Origin of the sequence: Tersicoccus solisilvae (assembly GCF_014643255.1) — a bacterium.
In the GTDB taxonomy this organism is placed as follows: Bacteria; Actinomycetota; Actinomycetes; order Actinomycetales; family Micrococcaceae; genus Tersicoccus; species Tersicoccus solisilvae.
Genome location: NZ_BMJI01000003.1, coordinates 1 through 14,539, shown reverse-complemented (window position 1 = coordinate 14,539; position 14,539 = coordinate 1). Strand labels below are relative to the sequence as shown.

At 72.7% G+C, this 14,539-nt stretch carries 12 protein-coding genes; 7 read left to right on the top strand and 5 right to left on the bottom strand.

Going from position 1 to position 14,539, the window contains the following annotated elements:
- The first annotated feature begins 123 nt into the window (after nt 1–123).
- Nucleotides 124–2,028 carry a propionyl-CoA synthetase gene (locus IEX22_RS04075; protein WP_229659762.1) on the top strand — a complete coding sequence of 635 codons (1,905 nt, stop codon included), beginning with the start codon at nt 124–126 and terminating at the stop codon, nt 2,026–2,028.
- Between the two features lie 4 nt (nt 2,029–2,032).
- Here IEX22_RS04075 and IEX22_RS04070 read toward each other — a convergent pair whose 3' ends face one another.
- The 3 genes from IEX22_RS04070 to IEX22_RS04060 all read right to left on the bottom strand — a co-directional run bounded on the left by IEX22_RS04070 (nt 2,033) and on the right by IEX22_RS04060 (nt 4,986).
- Nucleotides 2,033–2,236: a hypothetical protein gene (locus IEX22_RS04070; protein ID WP_188666639.1), complete on the bottom strand. Its 204-nt coding sequence runs from the start codon at nt 2,234–2,236 to the stop codon at nt 2,033–2,035.
- Nucleotides 2,237–2,422: 186 nt separating this feature from the next.
- The gene (locus IEX22_RS04065; protein ID WP_188666638.1) at nt 2,423–3,202 is read right to left on the bottom strand and encodes a response regulator; all 780 of its coding nucleotides are present in this window, start codon (nt 3,200–3,202) and stop codon (nt 2,423–2,425) included.
- A complete protein-coding gene (locus IEX22_RS04060; RefSeq protein ID WP_188666636.1) occupies nt 3,199–4,986 on the bottom strand; it encodes a sensor histidine kinase in 1,788 nt (595 codons plus the stop codon). Before IEX22_RS04060 ends, IEX22_RS04065 begins: the two co-directional genes overlap by 4 nt.
- A 211-nt stretch (nt 4,987–5,197) precedes the next feature.
- On the opposite strand from IEX22_RS04060, the gene IEX22_RS04055 reads away from it, so the two are divergent.
- From IEX22_RS04055 to IEX22_RS04035, 5 genes are all read left to right on the top strand, one after another.
- Nucleotides 5,198–6,592, top strand: coding sequence for a cation:dicarboxylate symporter family transporter (locus IEX22_RS04055; protein ID WP_188666634.1), 1,395 nt, complete (start codon nt 5,198–5,200; stop codon nt 6,590–6,592).
- A 262-nt stretch (nt 6,593–6,854) separates the two neighbouring features.
- Nucleotides 6,855–7,730 (top strand): ParA family protein, encoded by an 876-nt coding sequence (locus IEX22_RS04050; RefSeq protein WP_188666632.1) that lies wholly within the window; start codon nt 6,855–6,857, stop codon nt 7,728–7,730.
- A gap of 41 nt (nt 7,731–7,771) precedes the next feature.
- A complete protein-coding gene (locus IEX22_RS04045; RefSeq protein WP_188666630.1) occupies nt 7,772–8,749 on the top strand; it encodes a segregation and condensation protein A in 978 nt (325 codons plus the stop codon).
- Entirely contained in the window at nt 8,742–9,425 is a 684-nt protein-coding gene (scpB, locus tag IEX22_RS04040) for an SMC-Scp complex subunit ScpB (protein WP_188666628.1), read from the top strand. The genes IEX22_RS04045 and scpB overlap by 8 nt, the downstream gene beginning before the upstream one ends.
- Before the next feature lie 116 nt (nt 9,426–9,541).
- On the top strand, nt 9,542–10,585 hold the full coding sequence (locus IEX22_RS04035) for a squalene cyclase (RefSeq protein ID WP_188666626.1): 1,044 nt from the start codon (nt 9,542–9,544) through the stop codon (nt 10,583–10,585).
- A 3-nt stretch (nt 10,586–10,588) separates the two neighbouring features.
- Here the strand turns inward: IEX22_RS04035 and IEX22_RS04030 are convergent, their stop codons facing one another.
- Nucleotides 10,589–12,379, bottom strand: coding sequence for a thiamine pyrophosphate-requiring protein (locus IEX22_RS04030; RefSeq protein WP_188666624.1), 1,791 nt, complete (start codon nt 12,377–12,379; stop codon nt 10,589–10,591).
- Nucleotides 12,380–12,537: 158 nt separating this feature from the next.
- Here IEX22_RS04030 and IEX22_RS04025 point away from each other — a divergent pair, with 158 nt between their 5' ends.
- Nucleotides 12,538–13,800, top strand: coding sequence for an FAD-dependent oxidoreductase (locus tag IEX22_RS04025; RefSeq protein WP_188666622.1), 1,263 nt, complete (start codon nt 12,538–12,540; stop codon nt 13,798–13,800).
- A 340-nt stretch (nt 13,801–14,140) separates the two neighbouring features.
- Here the strand turns inward: IEX22_RS04025 and IEX22_RS15765 are convergent.
- Nucleotides 14,141–14,539: hypothetical protein (locus IEX22_RS15765; RefSeq protein ID WP_438816587.1), on the bottom strand; the 399-nt coding region annotated here is incomplete at its 5' end.

The following is a 14,539-nucleotide window of genomic DNA, read 5'->3' as shown; positions in this document are numbered from 1 at the left end:
CAGGAGCGTCAAGATGCGACAGAAGGGCGTGTTTTCTTGATCGATGTATACACAGGGGTGGCGCGACCCGGCTGCCGTCCCTACCATGAGGTGCATCACACCGACCGAGCAGAGGGGCACGCGGTGAGCGCAGGGGACTACCGACGCGAGTACGAGAGCAGCCTGACCGATCCCGAGGGCTTCTGGCTGCGGGCCGCCGACGCGGTGCAGTGGACCGCCAGGCCGACCCGGGCTCTCGACGACGAGCGCGCGCCGCTCTACCGGTGGTTCCCCGACGGCAGGCTGAACGCCTGCGCCAACGCGCTGGACCGTCACGTCGCCGCGGGCCACGGTGAGCGGACCGCCCTGATCTACGACTCGGCGGTGCTGGGCCGCACGGAGACGTACAGCTACCGGCGGCTCCTGGACGAGGTCAGCCGCTTCGCCGGCGTGCTGCGCGACCAGGGCGTGGAGTACGGGGACCGGGTGATCCTCTACCTGCCGATGATCCCGCAGGCGGTCATCGCGATGCTCGCGTGTGCCCGGATCGGGGCCGTGCACTCGGTGGTGTTCGGCGGCTTCGCACCCCGTGAACTCGCCAGCCGGGTGCAGGACGCGGCGCCGGCCGTCATCGTCACCGCCAGCGGCGGCGTGGAGCCACGGCGCCGCGTCGAGTACCTGCCGGCGGTCGACGAGGCACTGCGGTTGAGCGGTCACCGCGTGCGGTCGGTGATCGTCGCCGAACGGGACGGGTTCGCTCACGGGCGGGCCGAGTTCGACGGCGCCGCCGATGGCGAGCCGTGGCTGTCGTGGGACGACCTGATGGCGACGGCCACCCCGGTCGAACCGGTGCCGGTCGCGGCCACCGATCCGCTCTACATCCTGTACACCTCCGGCACCACGGGCTCCCCGAAGGGCGTGGTGCGGGACACCGGCGGCGCCTGTGTGGCGCTGACCTGGTCGATGGCCAACATCTACGACGTCGGGCCCGGCCAGGTGATGTGGACCGCCTCCGACGTCGGCTGGGTGGTCGGGCACTCCTACATCGTCTACGGACCCCTGCTGGCCGGGGCCACCACGGTGCTCTACGAGGGCAAACCCGTCGGTACCCCCGATGCCGGCGCCTTCTGGCGGGTGGTGGCCGACCACGGCGTGGAGGTGCTGTTCACCGCGCCGACCGCACTGCGGGCCATCCGCAAGGCCGACCCCGACGCGTCCCTGCTGGCCGATCACGACGTCTCCTCCCTGCGGACGCTGTTCGCAGCGGGGGAGCGGCTGGACACCGACACGTACCGGTGGGCGGCGGAGCACCTGAAGGTGCCGGTGGTGGACCACTGGTGGCAGACGGAGACCGGATGGGCGATCTGCGCGAATCCCCGCGGACTCGAGCCCCTGCCGATCAAGGCGGGTTCGCCGACCGTGCCGGTGCCCGGCTACGACATCGCGATCGTCGACGGTGCGGGCGAGCCGCTGCCGGCCGGGATGGAGGGCAACATCGCCATCCGGCTGCCGCTGCCGCCGGGCACCCTGACGACGTTGTGGGGCAGCGACGAGCGGTTCGTCTCCTCGTACCTCTCGGCGTTCCCCGGGTTCTACGCCACCGGGGACTCCGGCTACCGGGACGAGGACGGCTACGTGTTCGTCATGGGGCGCACCGACGACGTCATCAACGTCGCCGGCCACCGGCTCTCGACCGGCGCCATCGAGCAGGTCGTCGGTTCGCACCCGGCCGTCGCCGAGTGCGCCGTCATCGGTGTCGCGGACGTCCTGAAGGGCCAGCGGGCCAACGCCTACGTCGTGCTCAAGTCGGGCGTGTCCGCGGATCCGGAAGAACTGCAGCGTCAGCTCGTGGCCCTCGTCCGCACCGAGATCGGGCCGGTGGCCGACTTCCGCACCGCCGTCGTCGTGGACGCGCTCCCCAAGACGCGGTCGGGCAAGATCCTGCGCAAGACCATGCGCCAGATCGCCGACGGCGAGGACTACGTGGTGCCCTCGACCATCGAGGATCCCGACGTCCTCGACGCGATCCGCCCGGCGCTGCGACCCTGACGCCTCAGATGTCGCGCTGAGCCGGCCGATCCGGGTCCACCGGCTCGAAGCCCGTGTCCATCAACTCGGCCTCGTCACGCAGCGGATCGTCGACGAGCTGCGGGTCGCCCGAGTCGCCCTCGACCGGCTGCGCGTCGCGGCCGTCCTGGGGGTCCAGCTCGTCCGCCGTCGGGTCCTCCATGGGCACGTCGCCGGGAAGGTCGCTCATCGTCGTCTCCTTGTCGCAGGGATGGGGAGCCCGATCCCGGACTCCTGGTTCGACGCTACCGTGTGCTGCCGATCGAACCCCGATTCGGCGTGAGTCAGCGGGTTCCGTCCGAATGCGGGGCTCGTTGAGCACGTCATTCGATCGGAACCCGCTCAATCAGCGTGTGGTCGTGTGGGCGAAACCGGTTCACGGGTGCCAGCGGTAACCCATCTCGGGGCGGCCGGGCGTGCCGTAGCGGGCCTCCTTCTCCACCCGGCCGACCGCGGCCAGGTACTCGAGGTACCGCCGCGCGGTGACCCGGGAGATGCCCGTGCCCGTGTGCACCTCGGTGGCCGAGAGCGCCTCGGTGCTGCCGGCGAGCAGCTCCGCCACCTGGGACAGCGTCGTCTCGGACAGGCCCTTCGGCAGGGGCGACGGCGTCCGCACGGCGCGCGAGGCCCCGTCGTCCGCGGCCGGCGGGACGGCGGCACCCGGGGCGCGGGCGCCGCGCAGCCGGGTGAGGGCGGCGTCGACCGCGTCCTGCGTCGCGCCGCCGTCGACGGCGCCCGCGGTCAGGGTGGAGCGGAAGGCGGCGTAGGCGAGCAGCTTCTCCTCGAAGGCGGCGAAGCCGAACGGCTTGATCAGGTACTGCACGACGCCGAGCGCGATGGCCTCGCGCACCACCGGGAGTTCCGTGGCCGCCGTGATCGCGAGGACGTCGATGCCGGCGCCCGCGGCGCGCAGCATCCGGCAGATCGCGAGCCCGTGCCCGTCGGGCAGATTCATGTCGAGCAGCACGAGGTCGGCGGGCGGCCGGGAGCCCGGTTCGGCGCGGGCGCCGTCGGGCAGCAGTGCCGCGACCGCCTCCCGCCGGGTGTGCGCGGTGCCGACCAGCGTGAAGCCGGGCACCCGGCGCACGTACTCGCCGTGCAGCGACGCGGTCAGCTGGTCGTCCTCCACGACGAAGACGCGCAGGTCGGCCGTCACGGCAGCGGCACCCCGGTGGAACTGTCCCGCACCGTTCGGTGCGGGGACGCGTCCCGCGGCCGGCCCGACGGGCCCGGGGAGCTCGGGAAGCCGGGAGGAGCCGGGCTCGCGACGGTGTCCGCGTCGGCGGCGTCGGCCGCCGGCTGGTGCGGGATGGCGACGGTGAACACCGTGCCGTCGCGCACGTCGACGTCGATGTCCCCGCCGAGACTCGCCACCGCCTGCCGGACCAGGGCCAGCCCGACGCCGCGGCCGGCGGCCCGGGGTGCGTCCGGAGGAACCGGCTTCGTGCTGAAACCGCGGGTGAAGATCCGCTCGACGTCGGCGGCCGTGAGGGCCGCGGCCCCGTCCGCGACCGAGACCTCCAGTTCGCCGTCGCCCCCACCCAGCGCCACGTGCACCCAGCGGCCCGCCGGCCCGGCACTGGCCGCCGCGTCGAGCGCGTTGTCGATCAGGTTGCCGAGGACGGTCAGCAGTGCGGTGGCCTCGCGGTCGGTCGGGTCGAAGCCGGCACCGGCCTCGACCGTGACGTCGACGCCGCGCTCGCGGCCCTGCGCGGCCTTCGCCGCCAGCAGGGCGCCGGTGCGGGGCTCGGGGACGACGGCGGCGACGGCGGGATCGGCGGACCCCGTCCCCGCGGCGCTGCCGGAGAGCTCACCGGCGATCAGCCCGGCGGCCTCGCCGGCCCGGCCGAGCTCCAGCAGGGTCAGGACGGTGTGCAGCCGGTTGGCGTGCTCGTGGGTCTGGGCCCGCAGGGCGTCGCTGAGCGTGCGCGTGGTCTGCAGTTCCCCGGCGATGGCGGTCAGCTCCGTGTGGTCGCGCACCGTCAGCATCCGGCCGATCCGGCGATCCGCACGGATGCCGAACCCCCGGAACCGGCCGGTCCGTTCCGTGCTGACGGCGTCGCGCTGCGTCACCACGAGGATGCGGGCCCCGGCCACGTGCACCTCGTCCTCGCAGCGGCGGCCGGTGCGCACCAGCTCGGCGATCGACGGCGGCAGCGTGACGTCCGCCAACGCCACCGGCCGGGCCGCCGCCGCGGCCGGCGGCAGCCCGAGCAGGTCCGCCGCGACGTCGTTGTACAGCAGCACCCGGTGCGCGTCGTCGGTCAGCACCAGCCCGTCGTCCACCGAGTGCAGTGCCGCGTCGAACACCACCACCATCCGGGCGAGCTGCTCGGGTCCCTGCCCGAACGTGACCCGCCGCAGATACCGGTTCAGCCCGACCGAGACGATCGCCCCCGCCGCGGCGAACAGGGCCGCGATGCTGAGGATGGCCGGCAGCTGGGCGAGCGCGGTCGACTCGACGGACGCCGTGGTCTGGCCGACGGCGACCATGCCGATCACCGTCCCGGCGTCGTCCTTCACCGGCGCGATCGCCCGCACCGAGGGGCCGAGCGTGCCCGTGTAGGTCTCGGTGAACACCTGTCCGCGCAGCGCCGGCTCGACGGTGCCCAGGTACGGCCTGCCGATCTCGGCCGGATTCGGGTGCGTCACCCGGGTCCGGTTCGGCCGCATCACCGTGATGAAGTCGAGCCGGGCGTGGGCGGTGACGTCGAGCGTGTAGGCACGCAACCGGTCCGAGCTGGCGCCCCCGCGCAGTCCCTCCGCCACGAACGGGCTGTCGGCCAAGGTCACCGCCGTCGTGCTCATCCGGGCCGCCGCCTGCGTGGCGAGCGTGTCCCGGCTGTGGGTCACCACGACCCACGACACCACGACGGTGGCACAGACGATGAACAGCAGCTGCCCGACGAAGAGACGCCGCGCGATGCTCCACGGGTGCACGCTCCACCTCCGGACGCTCGGACGGATGACAGGGACGGCGTCGCCGCGACCAGTATGACCACAACCGGTGACGGGGGTCACAGCAGTGGGATCGTGGAACACGAGCGGCCGTGAGCTGCGTCTCCTGGGCATCCCCGGGGCGCGAGTACAGCAGCCGACCAGCAATTCTCCACCATCAGCACGGAACCAGCACGGAGTCGAAGGGGACACCATGAGTGAGAACCAGGCGGAAGCCGCCGCCAAGCCGGGGGTCCCGGCCCGCAAGAAGGACCGCACCCACTGGCTGTACATCGCCGTCATCACCGCGGTGGTGCTCGGCGTCGCCGTCGGGCTCGTCGCGCCCGAGTTCGCCAAGAGCCTCAAGCCGCTGGGCGACGGGTTCGTCAACCTGATCAAGATGATGATCGGCCCGGTCATCTTCTGCACCATCGTGCTCGGCATCGGCTCGATCGCGAAGGCCGCCACGGTCGGCAAGGTCGGCGGCCTGGCCCTGGTCTACTTCATCGCGATGTCGACGTTCGCCCTGGCCATCGGCCTGGTGGTGGGCAACTTCGTGCACCCGGGCACCGGGCTGAAGCTCACCCCGTACAACCCGGCCGCCGCCGGGGACGTCGATCCGACGGTCAAGTTCCTGATGGAGATCATCCCGGGCTCCGTCCCGGTGCTGCCCGTGCTGTTCGTGGCCCTGCTCGTCGGGTTCGCGCTGCAGCAGATGGGCCCGACGGCGCAGCCGCTGATCAAGGGGCTGACCCTGGTCCAGGGCGTCGTGTTCCGGATCCTCACCATGATCATGTGGGTCGCCCCGATCGGCGCGTTCGGCGCCATCGCCGCCGTTGTCGGCAGCACCGGCTGGGCCGCCGTCGGCGCCATGTTCCTGCTGATGGCCGCCTTCTACCTCACCTGCGCCGTGTTCATCGTCGGTGTGCTCGGCACGCTGCTGAAGGTGGTCACCGGGGTCAGCATCCTCAAGCTGATGAAGTACCTGGGCCGCGAGTACCTGCTGATCTTCTCCACCTCGTCCTCCGAGACGGCGCTGCCGCGGCTGATCGCGAAGATGGAGCACGCGGGCGTCTCCAAGCCGGTGGTCGGCGTCACCGTCCCGACCGGGTACTCCTTCAACCTGGACGGCACCGCGATCTACCTGACGATGGCGTCCCTGTTCGTGGCCAACGCCATGGGCATCCAGATGAGCCTGGGGGAGCAGATCGGCCTGCTCGTCTTCATGATCATCGCCTCCAAGGGCGCCGCCGGGGTCACCGGCGCCGGCCTGGCCACCCTCGCGGCCGGCCTGCAGGCGCACCGGGCGGACCTGCTCGGCGGGATGGGCGTCATCGTCGGCATCGACAAGTTCATGTCCGAGGCCCGCGCGCTGACCAACTTCACCGGCAACGCCGTCGCCACCCTGCTGATCGGCAAGTGGGTCGGCGAGATCGACCTCGGCCAGGTGAACCGCGTGCTCTCCGGCGACGACAGGTTCGACGAGGCGACGATGCTCGCCCACGGCGAGGCCGACCTGCACGAGCCCACGTCGGTGACCGCCGAGCCCGCCGTCGACGGGTCGACGACGGACCGGCTCGCCGGGACCGGCAGCTCCGCCACCCGCTGAGCGCACCACGGCCGGCGTCACCGCCGTCACCGCACCGTCGAGGTCCCCGTCCGGTCTGCCCGGGCGGGGACCTCGTCGTCGGACGGGCCCCAGCCTTCAACCTCCACCTGAACCTACGACCGGTCCCGTCCACGGCCTACCGCTACGCTGGGGTGGAACCTGACCACGGGGCCGTGCCTGCGCGTCGCGCCCGACGATTCGACCGTGAACCGCCGGATGCGTCACGACCGCTGGCGAGGGCGACGTGCAGCCGACTTTCGAGATGAGTGATGGATCAGTGACGAGCAAGCAGGACACCCTGCTCGACGTCGCCGGGCGACCGGCGATCGAGTTCCCCGAACCGCCCGAACTGTCCTCCCACGGGCCCGCCCGGATCATCGCGATGGTCAACCAGAAGGGCGGGGTCGGCAAGACCACCTCCACCATCAACCTCGGCGCCTCCCTGGCCGAGCTGGGCCGCCGGGTGCTGCTCGTCGACTTCGACCCGCAGGGCGCCCTGTCCGCCGGCATGGGCGTGAACCCGTACGAGGTGGACCTGACGGTCTACAACCTGCTGACCGACCGCAAGGTCGACATCCACGACGTCGTCGTGAAGACCGAGACCGAGGGCGTGGACCTGCTGCCCGCCAACATCGACCTCTCGGCGGCCGAGATCCAGCTCGTCAACGAGGTGGCTCGCGAGCAGTTGCTGCAGGGCGCGCTGCGGAAGGTCACCGACGAGTACGACGTCGTCCTGATCGACTGCCAGCCCTCGCTGGGCCTGCTGACCGTCAACGCGCTGACCGCCGCGCACGGCGTCATCATCCCGCTCACCGCCGAGTTCTTCGCCCTGCGCGCCGTCGCCCTGCTGGTCGAGACGATCGAGAAGGTGCAGGACCGGCTCAACCCGGGCCTGCAGATCGACGGCGTGCTGCCGACCATGTTCGACGCGCGCACCCTGCACTCCCGCGAGGTGCTCGCCCGGCTCGTCGACGCCTTCGGCGACAAGGTGTTCCACACGGTGATCAAGCGGACCATCAAGTTCGCCGACGCGACCGTGGCCGCGGAGCCGATCACCGCGTACGCCGGCACCCACCAGGCCGCGGCGTCCTACCGGAACCTCGCCAAGGAACTGATCAGCCGCGGCGGGGCTCCCTGAGCCGCGTCCGCCGCTGCCCGCAGCACCGCTGAGCGCCGCCCGTGACTGAGCAGTCCGTCGCCGCCGCGGACGGTTCCGTGCCCCCCGAGGCGGAGTCGGACCGGTTCACCGTCCGGCTCGAGAACTTCACCGGCCCGTTCGATCTGCTGCTGACCCTCATCTCGAAGCACGAGATGGACATCACCGAGGTCGCGCTCGCCGTCGTCACCGACGAGTTCGTCCAGTACATCCGCCGGCTGCAGGCCTCCGGCCAGGACTGGGCGCTGGACGAGGCCAGCGAGTTCCTCGTCGTCGCGGCGACCCTGCTCGACCTGAAGGCCGCGCGGCTGCTCCCTGCCGGCGAGGTCGAGAACGAGGAGGACATCGCGCTGCTGGAGGCCCGCGACCTGCTCTTCGCCCGGCTGCTGCAGTACCGGGCGTTCAAGGAGGTGGCGCGGTTGATCGGGGACCGGCTGGCCGCCGAGTCCAGCCGCCATCCGCGACTCGTGTCCCTCGAGCCGCAGTTCGCGGCGCTCCTGCCCGAGCTGATCCTCAAGACCACCCCGGAGGACTTCGCCGCGCTCGCCGCCAAGGCGCTGGCCCCGAAGCCCGCCGTCCCGGTCGAGGTCGGCCTGGCGCACCTGCACGCGCCGGCGGTGAGCGTCCGGGAGCAGGCCGAGATCCTCGCCCACCGGTTGCAGGAGCACGGCGCCGCCTCGTTCCGGGCGCTCGTCGCCGACGCGGACACCACGCTCGTCGTCGTCGCCCGCTTCCTCGCGCTGCTGGAGATGTACCGGGACCAGGTGGTGGGGTTCGACCAGGTCAGCCCGCTGGGGGAGCTGACCGTGCACTGGCGTTCCCCGGAGACGGACTGGTCCGCCGAGGCGCTGACCGAGGAGTACGACGCCGACGGTCTCGGGGTCGCGTCCGACGACGACGCGGCAGCTGCGACGGCGGTGACGGACGCCGACGTCGCGGCCGCCGTCCGGCGGCGGCGTGAACCCGCACTCGCGGAGGAGGAAGGACCGGAGGATGACTGAGGACACGAGCACGGGCGTCGACGATGCCGTCGACGACGGGCGCGATGCGGACGCCGGGCCGAGCGCGGACGGGCTCGACCTCGACGCGCTGCCCGGCGGGGCGAAGGCCGCGCTGGAGGCGGTGCTGATGGTCGTCGACGAGCCGGTCGGCGAGCTGGACCTGGCGACCGCCCTGGCGCTGCCCGTGGACCGGATCCGCACCCTGCTCGCCCAGCTGCGGGCGGAGTACGACGGATACGGGCCAGACGGTGCCGACGGCGCCGCCGGGCTGCCGCCGCGCGGCTTCGAGCTGCGCAACGTGGCCGGCGGCTGGCGGTTCTTCTCCCGGAGCGAGTTCGCGCCCGTCGTCTCCCGCTTCGTGCTCGAGGGGCAGACCGCGCGGCTGACCCAGGCGGCCCTGGAGACCCTCGCCGTCATCGCCTACCGGCAGCCGGTCTCGCGCGCCCGCGTCTCGGCGATCCGCGGCGTCAACGTCGACTCCGTCGTGCGCACCCTGACCGCCCGCGGCATGATCGAGGACGCCGGCACCGATCCGGAATCCGGGGCGCTGCTGTACCGGACGACGTCATACTTCCTCGAGCGGATGGGTCTGGGCAGCATCGACGAGCTGCCACAGATCGCGCCGCACCTGCCGGGCCTGGACGCGCTCGACGACTACGACGACGCCGGGTACTGAGGTTCCCGCCCGTCGTCCCGCGAGCCGCGAACCATGCGGACGGTGGTCGTCCGCGGTGCCACTCGATCCGGCCGGGGAGCCTGCCCCCCGCTGCGACGGGCCAGTAGCCTGCGGTGATGGCGACGGACACCGCGATCGACCCGGCTCTGCAGGACTGGCTCCTGGACACCGATCCCGCCCTGCGCTGGCAGGTGGAGCGGGATCTGGCGAAGGCGCCACCGGAGGCGTGGCAGGCGACGCGCGCCCGCATCGCGACGGAGGGATACGGCGCCGCCCTGCTCGCCGAGCAGGACGACGACGGTCAGTGGGCCGGCGGCGCCTACTTCCCGAAGGCCTTCATCGAGGAACAGCAGGCCAGGCAGAGGGCTGCCCAGGAGGCCGCCGCATCGGGGAGCCCGGCCGCCGAACCGGAGCAGGACAGCGCGTGGGACGGTCAGCCCTACACCGCCACGACGTGGAGCCTCGTGACGCTGCGCGAGTGGGGGCTCGACCCGGCCGCCCTGGATGGCACCGCCGAGAAGCTCGCGGCGAACAGCCGCTGGGAGTACGACGACCTGCCGTACTGGGGCGGGGAGGTCGACTGCTGCATCAACGCCTTCACCCTGGCCAACGGCGCCTGGCTCGGTGCCGACGTCTCCGCGCTGGCCCGGTGGTTCGTCGAGCACCGGCAGCCCGACGGCGGCTGGAACTGCGAGTGGGTCGAGGGGTCGACGCGGTCGTCGTTCCACTCGACCCTGAACACGGTCAAGGGGCTGCTGGCGTGGGAGGAGATCACCGGGGACGAGTCGCTCCGCGACGTCCGGCACGCGGGGGAGCAGTACCTGCTCGAGCGGAAGCTGCTGTACCGGCTCTCGACCGGCGACGTCGTCGGCCCGTGGGCCACCTGCCTCGCCTACCCCTCGCGCTGGGTGTACAACATCCTCAGCGCCGCGGACCACCTGCGGGCCGCCGCCCTGCGCGACGGCACGACGCCGGACCCGCGGATGGCCGACGCCGTCGAGCGCGTCCGCATGGAGCGGCAGCCGGACGGCCGGTGGCTTCAGGAGCGGCGGCACCCCGGCGAGGTCTGGTTCGACGTGGACGTGCCCGTCGGCGAGCCGTCCCCGTGGCTGACGTTCTTCGCCACCCGCGTCCTGGACTGGTGGGACGGCGCTCGCTGAGCGTCAGCCCTCCTTGTGCGGCAGGAACTCCTGGACCTTCGTCTTGATGCCCTCGGCGATCACACCCAGAGCGTTCTCGTCGCCGGCCAGGACCGCCTTGGCCGAGTTCAGCGCCTGATCAAGGGTGGCGTGCGGCGGGATCGGCGGCATGTCGGCGTTGACGTGGAAGTCCAGCACGGTGGGCGCGTCGGCGTCGAGCGCCTGCCGCCACGCGCCGGCGACGTCGTCCTCGGTCGTGACCGCGATGCCCCGCAGGCCGAGGCTCCGAGCGAACGCCGCGTAGTCCACCTCGGGCAGCCGCTGCGACTCCGCGAACTTGGGGCTGCCGCCCATCGCCCGCAGCTCCCAGGTGACCTGGTTGAGGTCGTTGTTGTGCAGGACGGCGACGATGAGGCGCGGGTCCTCCCACTCGCGCCAGTACCGCTGGACGGTGATCAGCTCGGCCAGCCCGTTCATCTGCATGGCGCCGTCGCCCTCATAGGCGATCACCGGCCGCGACGGGTGGGCGAACTTCGCGCCGATGGCATACGGGACGGCCGGGCCCATGGTGGCGAGCGTGCCGGAGAGGGTGCCGCGCACCCGACCGCGGAACCGCAGCTGCCGGGCGTACCAGTTGGCGGCCGAGCCGGAGTCGGCGGTGACGATCGCGTCCTCGGGCAGTACCGCGGACAGCTCGGAGAAGATCCGCATCGGGTTGACCGGATCCATGCTGACGTGGGCTTCCTTGTCCATCGTCTCCCACCAGCGGGCGACGTCGGACTCTATGCCCTCTCGCCAGCTCCGGTCCTCCTTCCGCGTCAGCAGGGGGATCAGCGCCCGCAGCGTCGCGGTGGCGTCGCCGACCAGGTTCACCTCGTACGGGTAGCGCATGCCGATCATCGCGCCGTCGTCGTCGATCTGCACCGCTCGCGCCTGCCCGTACTCGGGCAGGAACTGGCTGTAGGGGAACGACGAGCCGACCGTCAGCAGCGTGTCGCAGTCGCGCATCATCTCGTAGCTCGGCCGCGTGCCCAGCAGCCCGATCGATCCGGTGACGAACGGGAGGTCGTCCGCGAGGACGTCCTTGCCCAGCAGCGCCTTGGCTACGCCGGCGCCGAGCAGCTCCGCGACCTGCTCGATCTCCGCGGCCGCACCCCGCGCCCCCTGACCGACGAGCATCGCGACCTTGCCGCCCGCGTTGAGCACCTCGGCGGCGCGGCGGACGGCGTCGTCGTCGGGCACCGTCGTGGACGGCTCCAGGCCGAGGCTGGAGGGCACCATCTTGAACTCGTGGGCCGGCGGCGTGTAGTCCAGCTCCTGCACGTCGTTGGGGATGATGACGGCGGTGGGCGCCCGGCGGGTCAGCGCCACCCGGATGGCCCGGTCGATCACGTTGGGCAGCTGCTCGGGGACGGTCACCACCTGCACGTAGTCGCTGGCGACGTCCTTGAAGAGGCTGAGCAGGTCGACCTCCTGCTGGTAGGAGCCGCCCATCGCCGTCCGGTTGGTCTGGCCGACGACGGCGACGACCGGCACGTGGTCCAGCTTGGCGTCGTAGAGGCCGTTGAGCAGGTGGATCGCCCCCGGCCCGGAGGTGGCCATGCAGACGCCGACCCGGTCGGTGAACTTGGCGTAGCCGACGGCCTCGAACGCGGCCATCTCCTCGTGCCGGGCCTGGATGAAGGCCGGCTGGTTGTCGGCCTCCCCGAACGCGGACACGATGCCGTTGATGCCGTCGCCGGGGTAGGCGAAGACCTTCTCCACTCCCCAGTCGCGCAGTCGTTCGAGCAGGTGGGCGGCCACTGTCTGCGCCATGACGGATCCTCCGCATCGATGATCAGTAGGCTGACAGTCTATGCCCGCCGCGGACGGCACCGGGGCAGTGGCCGATGTCGGTGGTGCGGCGTACGGTGCCGCTGAGGACGCGCCGACGCATCGACGCGCCCGGTGCGGCCTGGGACGAGAGGGACGGGATGACGCGCGAGGCCATCGTCGTCGGGGCGGGTGTCGGTGGCGCCGCTGCCGCGCTGGCGCTGACCGCCGCCGGCTGGTCGGTGACGGTGCTGGAGCGTCATCCCGCGGCATCGTCGCCGGACGCCGTTGCAGCCGTCGACGCCGTCGGCGCAGGTGGGCGCGGGTCCGGGATCAGCCTCTGGCCGAACGCCCTGCGCGCGCTCGCCGAACTCGGCCTGGACGACGTCGTCGCCGCCGGCGCGGTGCTGGGCGGCAGCAGCGGCGTGCGTGACCCGGCCGGACGATGGCTGGCCCGGACGGACCTGACCGACGCCATCCGCGTCCGTTACGGCCGTCCGCTGCTCATCACCCGCCGCGAGACCCTGCTGCGGCGGTTGCGCGAGCGGATCCCGGCGGACCGGCTCGTGCACGGCGTCACGGTCGCCTCGGTGCTACCCGGCGCCGCGCGGGCGGCGGTCGTGGAGGAGGGCGGCCGGGAGCGCGCGGCGGACCTCGTCGTCGTCGCCGACGGTGCCCGGTCCCGACTGCGCACGAGCCTGTTCCCCGCGCATCCCGGCCTGACACCGGCCCGTTACACCACGTGGCGGATGCTGGTCCGCCGCCGGGACGCGCTCGACGACGACGGCAGCCTCCCCGTCGGGGAGACGTGGGGACGGCGCGGGGAACGGTTCGCGATCCTGCCCGTCGACGCGGAATGGTGCTACTGCTACGCGACCGCCTACGCCGAACCGGTCACGACCGGCTCCGCGGACACCGACGAGCGGGCGGTGCTCCGGGACCGGTTCGGCCGTTGGCACCGGCCGATCCCCCAATTGCTCGACGCCGTCGCACCGTCGGACGTGATCCGTACCGACGCCGTCTTCGTCGCGCAACCGCTCGGCGTCCACCACCGCGGCCGGGTCGTCCTGCTCGGCGACGCCGCCCACGCGATGACGCCCGACCTGGGGCAGGGCGGCTGTCAGGCGCTCGAGGACGCGGTCACGCTGGGCGCAGTGCTCGCGCATCCCGGCGGCGTCGACGCGGGACTGGCTCGGTACTCCGCGCTGCGGGCCGGCCGGACGGCCGACATCGTGCGCCGCTCCCGCTGGGCCGGCCGCGTCTACGACCTGCCACCCGCCCTCGCCCGCGTCCTGGCGCGGGCCGGCGGCGCCGTCCCTGCTGCGGTGATCGCCCGCGGCCTCGACCCGGTACTCGGCTGGTCGCCGCCGGCCAGCCGACCGCACGCTTCCGTTGTCGCGCCGAGTGGACGGCAGATGCGGTGATCCGGCGCGGATGCGTGCCTTTCCCGTTCACTCGGCGACGTCGCGTGGCTCGCGTCGTGACGCACCCGTCAGCTCGGAGCCGCTCATCGCCGGTGGCCTCGCGATACAGTGGAGGGTGGCCGTGCGCGGCCGCGTTCGCCCCGGCCAGGCCCGGGGCGCATCTCCTTTCCGGCCGACGAGCCGGACACTCCACACCATTTGTCTGTGAGGCAGCACCATGACTCAGCCGCCAGCTTCCGGCGCGGGCCGGGAGGCCAACCGCCGTCGAGGCGACTCGGCATCCGGCTCCGGCCGGAACTCCGCTTCGCGTTCGTCGAACCCGCGTTCCTCGAACCCCCGTTCATCCGCCCCGCGTTCCGGCGGCTCGGGTGCCGGCCGTGACGGCGCCCCCCGCTCCGGAGGAGACCGCCGTGACGGCGCCCCGCGTTCCGGTGGTGAGCGCCGTGACGGCGCGCCCCGCTTCGGTGGTGCGGGCCGTGACGGCGCGCCTCGCTTCGGTGGTGCCGGCCGTGACGGCGCGCCCCGCTCCGGTGGTGACCGCCGTGACGGCGCGGGACGTCCCGCTGGAGGACGCGGCGGCGCCGGCGCTCCGCGTTCGGCCGGACAGCGCTCCGGTGCTCCCCGCGCCGGCGCACCGCGCGGCAACGGTGACCGGTACGGCCGGGACGACGAGTCCCGCGGTTTCGGCGGCCGTCCCGGCGACGACCGGCGTACCGGCGGCGGCTGGCCCGGCGACGAC